A 15,200-nucleotide genomic window follows, 5' to 3' on the forward strand; every position below is an offset into this window, starting at 1 on the left:
GCAGACTGCTAGAATGCCGTTTTTCACGAATGACCACGAGCACGCCATGAAGCGAGCCCTCTGCCTGCTGTTCAGCCTCCTGTTACTCAGCGCCTGCGCCAGCACACCGGAGCCGGCGGACGAGAATGCCCGCGCCGGGCAGCTTTATGCCAGTGCTCAGAGCGCCCTCGAACGCGGCGACTACAGCACGGCGGTATCACGCCTGGAGTCGCTGGAGGCTCGATACCCATTCGGCACCTATGCCGAGCAGGCGCAGCTCGACATTATCTACGCTTACCACAAGATGGACGAGGCGGAGTCCGCCGTGGCGGCCGCCGAGCGATTCGTCCGGCTCAATCCGCGCCACCCTCGCGTCGACTACGCCTGGTACATGAAGGGTGTCGCCGAGCAGGAGAGAGGCAACGATTTCCTCGGCGAGATGTTCGACCTGGACCGTGCAGCGCGGGACCCGGAACCGCTGCGGCGGGCCTTCGAGGCTTTCCGTACGCTCGTCCAGCGACACCCGGAGAGCGAATACGTAGCTGACGCGCGCGAACGCATGACGACGCTCCGGGACCAGCTGGCACGCCATGAGCTCATGATCGCGCGCTTCTACGCCGACCGCCAGGCCTGGGTCGCGGCAGCGAACCGCGCCACCGGTCTCGTGCGGGACTTCGAAGGCACGCCCGCGCTGGCGCCGGCACTACAGCTGCTCGAGCGTGCCTATGGGGAGCTGGAGATGCCGGAGTTGCGCGAGGATATTCGACGCATACTGCGCACCAATGGCATCACCGTCCCGGAACGGACCTAGTGTCCTGATTCCGGGACACTAAAGCGCCTGCTCGTCCTCCTCGCCCGTGCGAATGCGGATAACCCGCTCCACGGGAGTCACGAACACCTTGCCATCGCCGATCTTGCCAGTGTGAGCCGCCTGATTGATGACCTCGAGGCAGCGCTCCACCTGGTCGTCGGCGACCACGATCTCCACGCGCATCTTGGGCAGGAAGTCCACGACGTATTCGGCGCCGCGATAAAGCTCCGTATGGCCCTTCTGGCGGCCAAAGCCCTTGACCTCGGTAACGGTCATGCCGGTGATCCCGATCTCGGAGAGCGCCTCGCGCACGTCATCGAGCTTGAAGGGCTTAATGATCGCTTCGACCTTTTTCATCAGTCACTCCTGTACCGGATTAATGTCGGCAGTCTACCCGGTAGCGACAACGAGCAGAAAGAACCACCGCGGACAATCATCGGAGGTGACTGGCTGCCAGCACTTACGGGCGCGAATCCCGACAATGTTTCCGGTAGCATTGGGCCGTTGTGTCCACTGCCAAGACGACGCGCCCAATCTATGAGCACTGACCGCATCCGTTTCGCCATGGCCCAGCTCAACCTCCTGGTCGGGGACGTGCCAGGCAACACCGACGCCGTCATCACGGCTGCCGGGCGCGCCCGCGACGAGCTCGGCGCGGCGGTGGTGATATTCCCCGAGCTCGCGCTTACCGGGTACCCTCCGGACGATCTGCTATTGCGCGACGATTTCATCGACGCGGTGGAACGCGGCATCGAACGCCTGCGTACCGAGGTGCATGGCATCACGATGGTGGTTGGCGCTCCACGCATCGCTGAGCATGACCTGTACAACAGCGCTTACGTGCTCCGCGACGGAGTGACCCTCGGCATCTACGACAAGCACCACCTGCCCACGTACGGTGTCTTCGATGACCGCCGTTACTTCAGTCCGGGGGACACACCCTGCGTCATCGATATGAATGGCTGCCCGGTAGGTGTGACGATCTGCGAGGACGCCTGGCACACAGGGCCTGTCGAGGCATCCGCCCGCGCGGGTGCCGAGGTGGTGATCAACATCAACGCCTCGCCATTCGATCAATACAAGTGGTCGGCTCGGGAGTCCGTGCTACGCCAGCGCATCGGCGAGGCAGGAGTTCCCATCATTTACTGCAACATGGCCGGCGGCCAGGACGAGGTCGTCTACGACGGCGGCTCTTGCGCCTTCCATGCCGATGGCGGACTCGCGGTACGCGCGCCGCGCTTCGAGACGGGGGTCTTTCCCGTCGACGTCGCCTATCGCCGTGGCTGCTGGAGCCCCCGCGACGGTGAAATCACCGAGGATCCCTCCGACGAAGCCTGTGTCTACGACGCCCTGGTGTGGGGTGTGCGGGACTACGTCCAGAAGAATGGCTTCCCGGGCGTACTCATCGGCCTCTCCGGCGGCATGGACTCGGCGCTCGTGGCGACCATCGCCGTGGACGCGCTGGGCCCGGAGCGCGTGGAGTGTGTCATGATGCCCTCGCGCTACACCTCGGATACGAGCCATACCGATGCGGCGACGCTCGCCGAGAACCTGGGCGTTACCTACCACAACGTGGCAATCGAGGGCATCTTCAATGCGTTCCTCGATGCGCTGGCACCGATCTTCGGGGACGCGCCGCCGGACATCACCGAAGAGAACCTGCAGTCTAGATCGCGGGGCACTGTGCTCATGGCACTGTCGAACAAGCTCGGCAAGCTGGTGCTCGCCACAGGCAACAAGAGCGAGCTGGCGGTGGGCTATGCGACACTCTACGGCGACATGGTCGGCGGCTTCGCGCCATTGAAGGACGTCTTCAAGACCGAAGCCTACCGTCTCGCACGCTACCGCAACGAGCTCTCGCCGGTCATTCCGGAGAACATCTTCACCAAGGCGCCCACCGCGGAGCTGCGTGCCGACCAGAAGGACACGGACAGCCTGCCCGACTATGCCGAGCTCGACGGGATTCTCGCTGCCTACGTGGAAGACGACGCGGGTATCGACGAGATCGTCGCCGCCGGCTACGACGAACAGACCGTGCGCCGGGTCGTGCGGATGCTCCACGGCAACGAGTACAAGCGCCGCCAGGCGCCGCCAGGGGTGAAGATCACCACCAAAGCGTTCGGCCGTGACCGTCGTTACCCGATTACGTCCGGATTCGGACGCATCGGGTAGTGGAGAAGTCGCAAGTTCCAAGTTGAAAGCAGCTAGTCGGCACGCACGGGTCCGATACCGCGCGCGACTTGGAACTTTCAACTTTGCACTTTGAACTGATGAACGGCCTACGGCCGTAACTGACCATGCTGGCCTCCGATGCGCGTACCGCGCACGTAGCCTGGCCTACGACTTGCCGCTTGGAACCTGCCGCTCACAAGAAAGCCGGCGCCCCAAGGGACGCCGGCTTTCCAGTCCCACGCGTTACCGCGCCGGCGCTCAGCCGGTGAAGAACTCGTTGATGCGCGCACCGATCTCGGCCGGGGAGCGCACGGTGGCGACGCCGGCCTTCTCCAGCGCACCGAACTTGTCGTCCGCCGTGCCCTTGCCGCCGCTGATGATGGCGCCGGCGTGGCCCATGCGCTTGCCCGGAGGCGCGGTAACGCCCGCGATGTAGGCCACCACCGGTTTGCGCACGTGCTCCTGGATGTACTCGGCGGCCTCTTCCTCGGCGGTACCGCCGATCTCGCCGACCATGACGATGCCCTTGGTCTGACGGTCCGCCTCGAACTGCTCCAGCACATCGATGAAGCTCATGCCCTGGATCGGGTCACCGCCGATGCCGACGCAGGTGCTCTGGCCAAGGCCCACGTCGGTGGTCTGCTTGACCGCCTCGTAGGTGAGCGTGCCCGAGCGGCTGACGATGCCGATGGCGCCGCTCTTGTGGATCTGGCCGGGCATGATGCCGATTTTGCACGCGCCCGGGGTAATCACACCGGGACAGTTGGGACCGATCAGGGTCGCACCGTAGTCGGCGAGGGCGGCCTTGACGCGGAGCATATCCTGCACCGGGATGCCCTCGGTGATGCACGCGATGACCTTGATGCCGCCCTCGGCGGCCTCGAGGATGGCGTCCGCGGCGAAGGCGCCGGGCACGTAGATCATGCTGGCGTTCGCGCCGGTCTCGGATACGGCATCGCGCACGGTGTTGAACACCGGGCGATCCAGGTGCGTCTCACCGCCGCGCCCGGGGGTGATACCACCGACGATGTTGGTGCCGTACTCGATGCACTGCTCGGCGTGGAAGGTGCCCTGCTTGCCGGTGAAGCCCTGGACGATCACCTTCGTGTTCTTGTCGACAAGAATACTCATCTCGCTTGAACCTCGTTCGCTTGTCCGAATGTCGCGTCAGGCGCTCACCGCGGAGACGACCTTCTTGGCACCATCGGTGAGATCGTCCGCAGCAATGATGTCCAGGCCACTGTTGGCGAGGAGCTCCTTGCCCTTCTCGACATTCGTCCCCTCGAGGCGGGCAACCACCGGCACCTTGATGCCGACTTCCTTCACCGCTTCGATGATGCCCTCGGCGATCATGTCGCAGCGCACGATGCCGCCGAAGATGTTCACGAGGATGCCCTGCACGTCGGGGCTCGAGGAGATGATCTTGAACGCCTCGGTGACGCGCTCCTTGTTGGTGCCGCCACCGACATCCAGGAAGTTGGCCGGCTCGCCGCCATGGAGCTTGATGACGTCCATCGTGGCCATGGCGAGACCGGCCCCGTTGACCATGCAGCCGATATTGCCGTCCAGGGTGATGTAGTTGAGACCGTGCTCGGCCGCCTGCACCTCGGTCTCGTCCTCCTGGGTGACGTCGCGCATGTCCGCGATCTCGGCCTGACGGCCGATCTCCACGGCGTTGTCGTCGACGTTCACCTTGGCATCCAGCGACAGCAGCTCGCCTTCGGCGGTCACGATCAGCGGGTTGATCTCGATAAGCGAGAGATCCCGCTCGGTGAATGCCTTGTAGAGCCCGCTCATGATGCGGGTAAGCTGCTTGATCTGGTCCTTGTCGAGCCCCAGGCCGAAGCCGAGCTGCCGGCACTGATAAGGCTGCAGGCCAGCCGCGGGGCTCACCTTCACGGTCAGGATCTTCTCGGGCTCGGTGGCGGCCACTTCCTCGATGTCCATGCCGCCGGCGACCGAGGCCATGAACACGATGCGCTTGGAAGCGCGGTCGACGACGGCGCCGAGGTACAGCTCACGCTCGATGTTGAGCCCCTGCTCGATCATCACCGCGTTGATCGGCAGGCCCTTGTCGTCCGTCTGGTGAGTGACCAACCGCTCACCGAGCATGCCCTCGGTATACTCGACTACCTCGTCGAGACTCTTGGCGAGCTTCACGCCGCCGGCCTTGCCGCGCCCGCCGGCGTGGACCTGGGCCTTGACCACCCACACATTGCCGCCGAGCTTCTCGGCCGCAGCGCGCGCCTCGTCACCGGAACGCGCGACGAAGCCCTGCGGGATGGCAATGCCGTACTGGGTGAACAAGTGCTTTGCCTGGAATTCGTGGAGATTCATTGATGCGCCCTACCTCCGTGAAAAAGCCCCGGTATTCTCTACCAATAGCCAAGGCAGATCAAAAGCGACCCGCTCGTCATGTTTACCTATCGGTCAGAAATGCTCGGAATCAATAAGTGTGCACCAGCAGCATAGCCGCAAGGACGCCATTCAACATTCTGTTTTTGAAACAGAAATAACCGATTCCGCGAGCGCGCCGGAACCCGGCCGCCCAATCGTGTCAACGGGCCTTGCGCCGATCCTGGCACCGTAAGCCGGCCGCCAAGGGCACACGCTCAGATGCCCTGTGCGTGTCAGCCGGCAAGTCGACGAGCAGGTCGGGACCACCAACGCGAAAATACACCGACCCCGTGGCGTGGCACTGTTCGGCAACTCCGCTAACCGTGACGTATGACCTTGCACGCCCTCCCGGCAGCCCGGAGACTGATCGCCCGGTGACGCGGGCACCCAACGACATGGACGAACACAACGACAACAAGGCGGCAGCGCTGACCTGGCGACCACTCATCGTCTTCGACGGCTATCGCGCCGTGGTCGCGACGTTGCTGTTCGTGGGGTTCCTCGTCGGCACCATCGGCGCCCCCGACGGCGTGATCCATCCTGCCGACCCGCTGTCGTTCACCCTGGTTGCCGCCGCCTATCTCGCCGTTGCTCTTCTGCTTCTCGGCTGTGCGGCGCGCCGCACACCACCTTTCCTGGTCCAGGTCGTCTTCGGCGTGCTGGTGGATATCGGCGCCATTGCGGCACTGATTCATACGCTGGGCAGCCAGGAGAGCGGCCTGGGGATACTGATGATCTCGGCCGTCGCCGGCGGCAGCCTGCTGGGCGGCGTTCGCCTGGGGGCATTCTTCGCCGCGAGCGGCACGATCGCGCTGTTCGCGGTCCACACGCTTGCCCTGCTCTCCGGCCAGGCCGGCGCGGAAGGCTTTACGCAGGCCGCCCTGCTCGGCATCGGCATATTCGCAACCTCCCTGTCAGCCGCTCTGCTGGCACGCCGCGCGCGGGAGAGCGAGGCACTGGCAGCGGAGCGTGGCGTCGACGTCGCCAACCTCCAGGCACTCAACGCCCACATTGTTCAAAGGCTCGAGACCGGTGTCATCGCGCTTGACCGCGATGACCATATACGGTTCGCCAACCGCACCGCGAGCCCTCTCACCGGCGCCGTTGGCGATGGGCAGTCACCGCGCCTGGACGAGCGGTCCGCAGCGCTGGCAACCGTTGTCGATGACTGGCGAAACCGGCGGAGCGACTCGGCCAACACACCGATCATGATCGAGGGTGAGGAGTTCATGCCCCGCATCCTCCCGTTGGAGCCCGAGGGGCGCGGCGGCTCATTGATTTTCCTGGAGAACCTCACGGAAATGCGGGCCCAGGTCCAGCAGGCCAAGCTCGCCGCCATGGGCCGGCTGACCGCGAGCATCGCCCACGAAGTACGGAACCCCCTCGGCGCAATGATGCAGGCCGCCCAACTGCTCGAAGAGACGGACAACCTGGCCCAGGGCGAGCGGCGCATGCTGGATATCATCCTCAAACAGGGGCGCCGGCTGAACGAGACCGTGGAAAACGTGCTGCAGCTCTCCCGCCGCGCGCCCGCGGACCGCGAGCCCGTCGAGCTCCACACGTGGGCGAAAACAGTCGCCGAAGAATGGCGAGCCCAACAAGGGCCAAAGTACGCCGACATGGCGCTCACCATCGACGCCGAGCCGGCCGAAGCGCCATTCGATTCGACACACCTGCGGCAGGTACTCGAAAACCTGCTGCGCAACGCAGTTGACCACGGTGGCGACCCCCCCCAGGTGCGAATCGCCACCGGGTATGATGCCCGCGGAGCCGCGTACCTGGAGGTCGCCGACAATGGCCCGGGTATCGACGCGGAAATCCGGGAGCACCTCTTCGAGCCCTTTGCCACGAGCCGGCGTGACGGCACGGGCCTCGGACTCTACCTCGCCCGCGAGCTCTGCGAGGCCAGCCGGGCCCGCATCGAGCTCGTGGACGCAACGCACGGGGCCTGCTTCCGCATCACCTTCGCGCGCACTCAGGACGAACAACAGGGAGCCACGGGATGAGCCGACCCAAGGCACTGATCGTCGACGACGAAGCCGACATTCGCGATCTCGCCGAGCTCACGCTCGGGCGCATGGATATCGAGACCCGCAGCGCGGCCAACCTCAGCGAGGCCGAAGCGTACCTCAAAAGCGAGACGTTCGGCCTGTGCCTGACCGACATGCGTCTCCCCGACGGGGACGGCATGGACCTCGTGCGCCATATCACCGCACGCTACCCCCACACCCCGGTGGCGATGATCACCGCCCATGGAAGCATTGACACGGCAATCGAAGCGCTGAAGACCGGCGCATTCGACTTCGTCACCAAGCCAGTGGACATCAACGTCCTGCGGCAGCTCGTCGACCACGCGCTGCGACTCACCGAGGAACCCGCCGAGCGCCGCTCCCGGGACATCCTCCTCGGCGACTCGCCGCCCATGCAGCAAATCCGGGGCACCATCGTCAAACTCGCCCGCAGCCAGGCCCCAGTGTACATCTGCGGGGAATCCGGAACCGGCAAGGAGCTCATCGCACGCCTCATCCACGACAAGGGACCACGGCGCGAGCAACCGTTCGTGCCCGTCAACTGCGGCGCGATCCCCAGCGAGCTCATGGAAAGCGAGTTCTTCGGCCACAAGAAAGGCAGCTTCACCGGCGCCACCGGTGACCGCCAGGGACTGTTCCAGGCCGCACAGGGCGGCACCCTGTTTCTCGACGAAGTGGCGGATCTGCCGGCACACATGCAGGTCAAACTGCTCCGCGCCATCCAGGAAAAGGCCGTACGCCCTGTGGGCAGCGCCCGCGAGGAAACCATCGACGTCCGCATCCTCTCTGCCACACACCATGACCTGGGCGAGCTCGTGGATGAGGGCCGATTCCGGCAGGACCTCTACTACCGCATCAACGTCATCCGGCTCCGCGCCCCGAGCCTGCGCGAACGCCCCGACGACATTCCACTTCTCGTGGATCACGTACTCGAGCGCTTCAGCGACAACGGCGCGCCAAAGGTCCGCCTCACCCCCGACGCCGTGCGAACACTGCAGTGCTACCGCTTCCCCGGCAACGTGCGCGAGCTGGAGAACGTCCTGGAGCGCGCGCTGACGCTAAGCGATGGCCCGGAAATCACCGCCGAGGATCTCCAACTGCCTGCCGAAGGCATGATGACCGCCCCCGCCGGCCCCGCCACCCCGGAGCCGTCGGAGGACTTCGAGCTCGAGAGCTACATGGACGACATCGAGCGCAATGTCATCAATCGAGCGCTGGAGAAGGCGGGGAACAACAAGACTGCGGCCGCGCAACTTCTGGGCATCAGCTTTCGGGCATTGCGTTACCGGTTGAAAAAGCTCGGACTGGAGTAACGCCGCCCAGTCAGCCCGATCACCGAGTACTGATGCGCGAAAACGAATCCACCGCGGACTCAATGGGCGACAGACGAAGGCCGTACCTTCCGAGCAAGGCCAGCCAACCAGGACTGGCCGCGCCAATCACCCGACACGCTCAACCGCTGGCGGGCCGTTACCTACAGGCCGCCTTCCTCTCGCACTCAACGGCCTGCCAATAAACGTCACCCACACGACGCGCCCGGTGACCACTCTTGTCAATTGCTTCCCCAAACGGTTGCTAGCAAACAATCCCCGTCGCTCGGAGAGCGACAACAATACGTCGTAAGTCAGGGAGTTACGGACCAAGGCTTGCCTCACCGATAACGTGCGCAGAGGTGGCACGCAACCTGCATTCTATTGAGTGAGGGGTGAGTGGGGGTCCGAAGGACGCTTCGATCTCAGCCCGCCGGGCACCGCGACGCGCTCGTGGCCCGAAATGCTTCGAAGCAAGTTGAACGCAAAGGGAGTTCACTAATGAAGAAAGTGCAGCAAGGTCTACAGCGGGGTTTTACCCTCATCGAGCTGATGATCGTTGTGGCGATCATCGGCATTCTCGCTGCCTTCGCCATTCCGGCGTATCAGGACTACATGGTCGGTGCGCAGGTCGGTGAAGGCCCGAGCCTGGTCTCAAGCGCCAAGACCGCTTATGGTAACTTCATAAGTGAACATGGCCGTCTTCCGTCGCCTTCCGGTTCGAGCGCTAATGCGTCTCTGGGAATGTCGCAGCCAACCAGCATCCAGGGTCAATATGTTTCCCAGGTCATGGCAAATAGCGACGGGACCATTACCGTGACGTACGGCAATGAGGCCAACGCCTCGATCGCTGGCAACACCTTGGTATTCCACGTGGCGGTCGACGCATGGCCGCCGACCACCAACGTGGCGTGGGTATGCGGTGATTCAGGTGCCCCGAACGGGACCCAGACTAATGTTGCAGCTGTGGGCCGCACCAGCACTGTCCAGGACCGGTATCTGCCGTCGTCCTGCTACTAAGCTAGCCTGACCAGCATCGGCAAGAAGCCCCGCCCTGCGGGGCTTTTTTGATCCCGGAACAAGGGGAATAATTGCAGCATGTATCTGCGTTCACGCACAGCGACGGCCCTGCTCCTCGGCCTCGTGCTCGCAGCCGTTGCATTGGCCTACTGGCCCGGAATGTCGGGCGGCTTCGTGTTCGACGATTTCCCCAACCTGGTGAACAACAAGCGAACGCAGATCGATGAACTCGAATGGACGCAATTGAAGCAGGCGGCGCTGGCGAGCGACTCCAGCATCTTCCGCCGCCCTCTTGCGATGCTGAGCCTGTCCTTGCAACGCTACTTCACAGGCCTGGACCCGTTCCCCATGAAGGCGGCGAATCTTTCACTTCATCTGGGGAACACGCTGCTCGTCTTCCTGCTGCTCAGCGGGCTGTTGCGAACGGCCTCAATACGCTGGGGAGAGCGCCACATAGTCCGGCCCACCACTCTGGCTCTCTTGGTGGCAGCCGGCTGGGGCCTCGCCCCAATCAACCTAACCGGGGTGCTGTTCGTCATTCAGCGCATGGAAAGCCTGGCTGCCTTCTTCACGCTGGTGGGGCTACTGGCCTATGTCCATGGCAGACAGCGTCTCGCGGCAGGAAGGCAGAGCGGACTGGCATGGATGTGGGGAGGCGTTGCGGGGGGCACGACCATCGGCATTCTGGCCAAAGAGACCGCCGTGATGCTACCGGTCTACGCCATTCTGATCGAATGGCTGTTCTTCAGCTTCGGACGCCCACGCACCGGGGAACGCTGGATGATTGGCGGACTCTTCCTGGCCACTTTGATTCTGCCAGGACTCGCCGGCTTGGCATGGTTGCTCCCGAACATCGTGTCGAATGTCGAACTATCGAATCGACCGTTCGATCTCTTTCAACGGCTATGGACCCAGGGGCGTGTCCTCTGGCACTACATTGCCTGGACGATACTGCCCAGTCCGGGAAGCCTGTCCCTGTACCATGATGCCTTCCCGGTATCCCGAGGCCCGTTGACGCCTTGGACAACCTTGCCCGCCGCATTGGGTCTGGCAAGCCTGGCAGCGCTCGCGGTGGCAGTGCGCCGGCGTCTTCGTAGTGTCAGCTTCGGTATTCTCTGGTTCTTCGTAATGCACCTCCTGGTGTCCACCGTTCTGAATCTGGAGCTGGTGTACGAACACCGGAATTATCTGAGCTCTGCAGGCCTTATTCTTGCGTTTTTCTCCGCATTACTCCACGCGCGCTGGCTCAAGTGGCCATCCGCTCGACAATGTGCTGTGGTGGCAGTCATCATGCTGTACGGATTCCTGACCTTCGTACGCGCCAGCGAGTGGTCCCATCCCGTGGAACATGCGTATTTCGAGGCCAGTCACAACCCGGAATCGCCCAGGGCCGCCTATACATTTGCCCTTATGCTGCTCATCGACAACCCGGAACCCGGAACTCGTCGGTTCGTTCTTGCCAAAACCACCCTGCAGAAGGCGGCGGAACTAGAGAATGCCGGATTGTTGCCACTGCAGGGGTTGATCCGACTGCACGCCGGAAGCGACCTGCCGGTTCCGTCGGCCTGGTGGGAAGACATGCGCACGTACGTCGCACACCACAACCTGACTTCACAGGATATAAACGCGCTCTACAAGGTACTCGAACCTTTGGTCAAAGGGAAAACGCCATACCCTCCCGAGGAGATCGAGTCCATCCTTCAGGAGGCGGTTAATCACCATCCCGGGAACGCCATACTGCTCACTATGCAGGCCAACTTCCTGCTGAACGTCACAGGTGACTACCAGCAGGCCGAGAGGTTACTCGATAAAGCGATGAAGATGCGCCCGAACGACCCGGCCATGTGGCGAAATCTCATAGACTACCAGCTGACCACCAATCAGCTGGATGCTGCTGAAAGCAGCATCCAGCGTCTCAAATCGATAGACCGCCTCGGCAGAGAACGAAAAGCCATCACGAGATTTGAGAACAGGCTTGAAGAAAAGAGCTTGGATACAGACTCTGCATTGAGCCAACCGGAATGATTACAAGCAAAAAAAGATAGCCAGCGCCGCCTTACTGCGGCGTTCCGAGAGCAGAAAAACAGTATAGGAACAGACTGGTGAAAGCCGAGGAAAAAGAGGTGGAAAAAATTTCGATCATCCTCCCCGCCAAGAACGAGGCGGCCACAGTGGGGGACACGGTAGCCCGCATTCGCGCGCTGTCCACGAAGGTTGTAGAGGTGCTGGTGGTCGACGACGGTTCGTCCGACGACACTGCTGCAATGGCAGCAGAAGCCGGAGCACGCGTGCTTTCTCACACCTACAGCAAGGGCAATGGCGCGGCAATCAAGACAGGGGCTCGTCACGCAAAGGGTGACGTCCTCGTTTTCATGGACGCCGACGGCCAACACGACCCCGGCGATATTCCAGGGCTGCTGGAGAAGGTTACCGCCGGTGCAGACATGGTAATCGGTGCCCGCGGCAACGGTTCGCAGGCAAGCCTGGGCCGGGGTATGGCAAACCATCTCTATAACGCCCTCGCGACCTACATGACCGGAAACCCCATTCGGGATCTCACTTCCGGGTTTCGCGCTGTACGTGCCGAGAAATTCCGAGAATTCCTGTCCCTGCTGCCCAACGGTTTCTCCTACCCAACGACGATCACAATGGCGTTCTTCCGCGCCGGATACACCGTGGAATACGTACCTATAAAGGCCGCTCGGCGTACCGGCGCAAGTCATATACGCCCCTTACGTGACGGTCTGCGATTTCTGGTGATTATCTTCAAGATTGCCACACTCTATTCGCCCCTGAAAATATTTGTCCCCGGAAGCGCAGGATTATTCATGTTGGGACTGGGCTACTACGGCTTTACATTTATAACGCAGGGCCGTTTCACCAACATGTCTGCACTCTTGTTAACGACCGCAATCCTTATATTTTTGATCGGTCTGGTATCCGAGCAGATAACCCAGCTGATGTACAAGGAATGAATACTGCAGGATTCCTGAAGCCGACGTTTTTGATCGCCAGCATGCAGAAGGCCGGCACCACCGGCGAGCTACCCGAGGGCGCAGTCAACCCCGCACGTATCCCCCGTCTGCTGTGGCTGAACCGCCTGCTGGGGCGCACCAATAGCACACTCCGCCGCAACATCACGCCGAGACGGATACTGGAATACAACCATGTGGTCGGGTACTACCCTCGGTTAGCAGAGACGGATGCCCGATACGCCCGCGACATGCTTCTGGAGGCAGACCCCGACTTGCTTCGATACCATCCCGGTCTCATGGAGAACAGTGCATGACACCAAGGATCGGGACTCGCTTGCTGTGGGGCGGCGCTTATCTCAAAGAGGGCTGGTACGCCACCAGGCGGACGATACGCGGAGGGGGGCCACCGGACCTACTGATCGTGGGCGCGCAAAAGGCGGGCACAACCTCGTTGTTCAACTACCTGTGTGCAACACCAGGCTTTTCCGGCTCACAACGCAAGGAGGTTCGCTTTTTCAGCCACGACGGACGCTATCGCCGCGGAACCGCTTGGTACGAGCGCTTTTTCCACGGCCGTGGCAGAGGGATGCGATTCGAGGCCACTCCTGAGTATCTCTACCGCCCTGACGTACCCGCGCGCATCCACGCCCACTACCCCAATGTGCGAATCGTCATGGTGTTGCGTGAGCCTGTGTCCCGGGCCTATTCCGCCTGGAACATGTATCGCCGATGGGCCGAGCGAGGGTTCATGCCGCTGGCGATGTGGCAGGAGCGGGCCAGCAATCCGCTTTACAGCTTGTTTTTCACGGGCTCGCCACCCTCATTCGAGGAATACGTCGCACACGAGATGCAACTGCTGAAATCGATCGAACCTCCGCCGGAGCCAGGCATTCTCCGCCGTGGGATCTATGCCGATCAGCTATCACGTTACCTGAGGTATTTCGATTTCAATCAGGTGCTGGTGCTGGGCTTTAGCGAGCTGGCCGAATCCCCGAAACAAACCATCGGCCGTGTCGTTGCCTTTGCGAAATCGGACGCCCCGGGGCGCACGAAGGGGACCCGACATTACCCGTTGCCGCACAATACCGGGCATTACCGAGCCCGAGCCCCGGACCCGATAGCCGCTCGACTACGGGATTTCTATGCCCCGCACAACGAGCGGTTGTGGTCACTTCTCGGCCGAAGTGTTCACTGGTGAGACCGTGTGCCGTACTCCGCTTCGACGTGGACACAGAGTTGTGTTTGCGGGAGGGCGTGGAGCCATTATGTCGAACTGCTGAACGGCACGACGCCCGACTGACCTTCTTCGTCAATCCGGGACGAGCTATCGATCGCCGCCTGCTCGCCCACGAAACGCTGTTTGCCACCTCGAAAAAGGCTGGGGTTGAGCGCGCCCCCGCCTTTGGTGCGCTGAGCAAGCTCGGCCGCGCGGAGACGATACGGTTATTGATGACCAACCCCCGCATCTTGCCCCACCAAACCGCCATGGTGCGACGCATCTTGGATGGGGGGCACGAAGTCGGCCTGCACGGAGGCCACAACCACGCCACGTGGCAACGAAAGGCAGGCGAATGGAGTCGGGAGCAGCTGACCAGGGAGGTATGCTGGGGCAAGACTCATCTTGAAGCAGCTGCGGGCGGTCCGGTTCGTTCCTTTGCCTCGCCGGGTTGGAACTCTCCCGATTTATTGCCCGACGTATTGATCGAGCAGGAATTCGAAGCGATTGCTGACTTTCGTCACCCCAATGCTGGGCCCAAGCGGTTACGGACATCGACAGGATTAATCACTTCCGTACCCAACACCTTGGCGGGTGAACCCGGCGGTGTCGGCTATTTGGAAACACGGCGAGCCGCAGGACTATCAGACGAGGCGATCCTGGCGGAACTGGATGTAGAGCTAGCTCACCATCGCCCATACATATGCCTATACGACCACCCATTCTATGCGGGGCGACATGCAATCGGTCTGTTCGAACGCGTGATGGAGCACGTACTGGCCCACGGATACGACGTGATAACGTGTTCTGAAGCAGCATGGCGGACTTTACTAATCCGATCATAGGTAGTCCGTTCTGAACAACCTGCTATGCCACGCCCTGCAGTGCGGGTTCGCGAGCCCAGTCGCAGATGGTGACATCAACGACGGCCAGTAGTGCGGTGAGCATACGGCGCAATAGAGCCGCCATGGCCCGGAGGAGCAGCCGGATGTTGTGTCCGGCGGCGACCAGCACCGCATTGAGCGCATCGCCGATGGCGCCTTTCAGGCGGCAACGATCCATGCGGCCATCGGTTTTCATGTGCCCGATCACCGCCTCGATGGCACTACGGCGTTTGAGCTCTCGCTTCAAGGTCCGGGTGTTGACCCCGCGGCGCTGACCCGAGCGGAAGATGCTCACCCCGGGGATCTCGACGCCCTTGTAGCCGCGGTCCACGTAGCAGCGTTTCGTCGCGACACCGCTCAAGATCTCGGCCTGCTCCAGCGTCTCGGCGAGTGTGTGACCGTCGTA

At 62.4% G+C, this 15,200-nt stretch carries 14 protein-coding genes; 10 read left to right on the forward strand and 4 right to left on the reverse strand.

Annotation, left to right across the window (positions count from 1 at the left end; genetic code table 11):
* Nucleotides 1-46 precede the first annotated feature (46 nt).
* Complete coding sequence (locus ACPEES_RS11805) at nt 47-790, forward strand: outer membrane protein assembly factor BamD (RefSeq protein ID WP_435103692.1); 744 nt, start codon at nt 47-49, stop codon at nt 788-790.
* 18 nt (nt 791-808) lie between these two features.
* On the opposite strand, the gene glnK is transcribed toward ACPEES_RS11805, so the two are convergent.
* Nucleotides 809-1,147, reverse strand: a complete 339-nt coding sequence (gene glnK / locus ACPEES_RS11810) for a P-II family nitrogen regulator (protein ID WP_435103693.1) — start codon at nt 1,145-1,147, stop codon at nt 809-811.
* Nucleotides 1,148-1,327: 180 nt separating this feature from the next.
* Between glnK and ACPEES_RS11815 the strand changes: the two genes are divergently transcribed.
* The gene (locus ACPEES_RS11815; protein ID WP_435103694.1) at nt 1,328-2,962 is read left to right on the forward strand and encodes an NAD+ synthase; all 1,635 of its coding nucleotides are present in this window, start codon (nt 1,328-1,330) and stop codon (nt 2,960-2,962) included.
* 258 nt (nt 2,963-3,220) lie between these two features.
* Here the strand turns inward: ACPEES_RS11815 and sucD are convergent, their stop codons facing one another.
* Together sucD and sucC are read right to left on the reverse strand one after the other, a co-directional pair.
* The gene (sucD, locus tag ACPEES_RS11820; RefSeq protein WP_435103695.1) at nt 3,221-4,093 is read right to left on the reverse strand and encodes a succinate--CoA ligase subunit alpha; all 873 of its coding nucleotides are present in this window, start codon (nt 4,091-4,093) and stop codon (nt 3,221-3,223) included.
* A gap of 36 nt (nt 4,094-4,129) precedes the next feature.
* On the reverse strand, nt 4,130-5,299 hold the full coding sequence (sucC, locus tag ACPEES_RS11825; protein WP_435103696.1) for an ADP-forming succinate--CoA ligase subunit beta: 1,170 nt from the start codon (nt 5,297-5,299) through the stop codon (nt 4,130-4,132).
* Between the two features lie 434 nt (nt 5,300-5,733).
* On the opposite strand from sucC, the gene ACPEES_RS11830 reads away from it, so the two are divergent.
* The 8 genes from ACPEES_RS11830 to ACPEES_RS11865 all read left to right on the forward strand — a co-directional run bounded on the left by ACPEES_RS11830 (nt 5,734) and on the right by ACPEES_RS11865 (nt 14,755).
* Nucleotides 5,734-7,365, forward strand: coding sequence for a sensor histidine kinase (locus ACPEES_RS11830; protein WP_435103697.1), 1,632 nt, complete (start codon nt 5,734-5,736; stop codon nt 7,363-7,365).
* Nucleotides 7,362-8,702, forward strand: a complete 1,341-nt coding sequence (locus tag ACPEES_RS11835) for a sigma-54-dependent transcriptional regulator (protein WP_435103698.1) — start codon at nt 7,362-7,364, stop codon at nt 8,700-8,702. The genes ACPEES_RS11830 and ACPEES_RS11835 overlap by 4 nt, the downstream gene beginning before the upstream one ends.
* A 498-nt stretch (nt 8,703-9,200) precedes the next feature.
* Nucleotides 9,201-9,719, forward strand: coding sequence for a pilin (locus tag ACPEES_RS11840; RefSeq protein WP_435103699.1), 519 nt, complete (start codon nt 9,201-9,203; stop codon nt 9,717-9,719).
* 78 nt (nt 9,720-9,797) lie between these two features.
* Nucleotides 9,798-11,744, forward strand: a complete 1,947-nt coding sequence (locus ACPEES_RS11845; RefSeq protein ID WP_435103700.1) for a tetratricopeptide repeat protein — start codon at nt 9,798-9,800, stop codon at nt 11,742-11,744.
* Nucleotides 11,745-11,821: 77 nt separating this feature from the next.
* Nucleotides 11,822-12,694 (forward strand): glycosyltransferase, encoded by an 873-nt coding sequence (locus ACPEES_RS11850; RefSeq protein ID WP_435103701.1) that lies wholly within the window; start codon nt 11,822-11,824, stop codon nt 12,692-12,694.
* The gene (locus tag ACPEES_RS11855) at nt 12,691-13,008 is read left to right on the forward strand and encodes a hypothetical protein (RefSeq protein ID WP_435103702.1); all 318 of its coding nucleotides are present in this window, start codon (nt 12,691-12,693) and stop codon (nt 13,006-13,008) included. Before ACPEES_RS11850 ends, ACPEES_RS11855 begins: the two co-directional genes overlap by 4 nt.
* Complete coding sequence (locus ACPEES_RS11860; protein WP_435103703.1) at nt 13,005-13,892, forward strand: sulfotransferase domain-containing protein; 888 nt, start codon at nt 13,005-13,007, stop codon at nt 13,890-13,892. Before ACPEES_RS11855 ends, ACPEES_RS11860 begins: the two co-directional genes overlap by 4 nt.
* The gene (locus tag ACPEES_RS11865) at nt 13,889-14,755 is read left to right on the forward strand and encodes a polysaccharide deacetylase family protein (RefSeq protein ID WP_435103704.1); all 867 of its coding nucleotides are present in this window, start codon (nt 13,889-13,891) and stop codon (nt 14,753-14,755) included. Before ACPEES_RS11860 ends, ACPEES_RS11865 begins: the two co-directional genes overlap by 4 nt.
* 22 nt (nt 14,756-14,777) lie before the next feature.
* On the opposite strand, the gene ACPEES_RS11870 is transcribed toward ACPEES_RS11865, so the two are convergent.
* A partial coding sequence (locus tag ACPEES_RS11870; protein ID WP_435103705.1) for a transposase occupies nt 14,778-15,200 on the reverse strand: 423 nt, incomplete at its 5' end.

The organism is Arhodomonas sp. AD133 (assembly GCF_051195215.1).
Lineage (GTDB): Bacteria > Pseudomonadota > Gammaproteobacteria > Nitrococcales > Nitrococcaceae > Arhodomonas.

Excerpts from the sequence above, each read along its gene's own strand:
- ACPEES_RS11805 (WP_435103692.1), top strand. The coding sequence starts at position 47 with ATGAAGCGAGCCCTCTGCCTGCTGTTCAGCCTCCTGTTACTCAGCGCC.
- glnK (WP_435103693.1), bottom strand. The coding sequence starts at position 1,147 with ATGAAAAAGGTCGAAGCGATCATTAAGCCCTTCAAGCTCGATGACGTG.
- ACPEES_RS11815 (WP_435103694.1), top strand. The coding sequence starts at position 1,328 with ATGAGCACTGACCGCATCCGTTTCGCCATGGCCCAGCTCAACCTCCTG.
- sucD (WP_435103695.1), bottom strand. The coding sequence starts at position 4,093 with ATGAGTATTCTTGTCGACAAGAACACGAAGGTGATCGTCCAGGGCTTC.
- sucC (WP_435103696.1), bottom strand. The coding sequence starts at position 5,299 with ATGAATCTCCACGAATTCCAGGCAAAGCACTTGTTCACCCAGTACGGC.
- ACPEES_RS11835 (WP_435103698.1), top strand. The coding sequence starts at position 7,362 with ATGAGCCGACCCAAGGCACTGATCGTCGACGACGAAGCCGACATTCGC.
- ACPEES_RS11840 (WP_435103699.1), top strand. The coding sequence starts at position 9,201 with ATGAAGAAAGTGCAGCAAGGTCTACAGCGGGGTTTTACCCTCATCGAG.
- ACPEES_RS11845 (WP_435103700.1), top strand. The coding sequence starts at position 9,798 with ATGTATCTGCGTTCACGCACAGCGACGGCCCTGCTCCTCGGCCTCGTG.
- ACPEES_RS11855 (WP_435103702.1), top strand. The coding sequence starts at position 12,691 with ATGAATACTGCAGGATTCCTGAAGCCGACGTTTTTGATCGCCAGCATG.
- ACPEES_RS11860 (WP_435103703.1), top strand. The coding sequence starts at position 13,005 with ATGACACCAAGGATCGGGACTCGCTTGCTGTGGGGCGGCGCTTATCTC.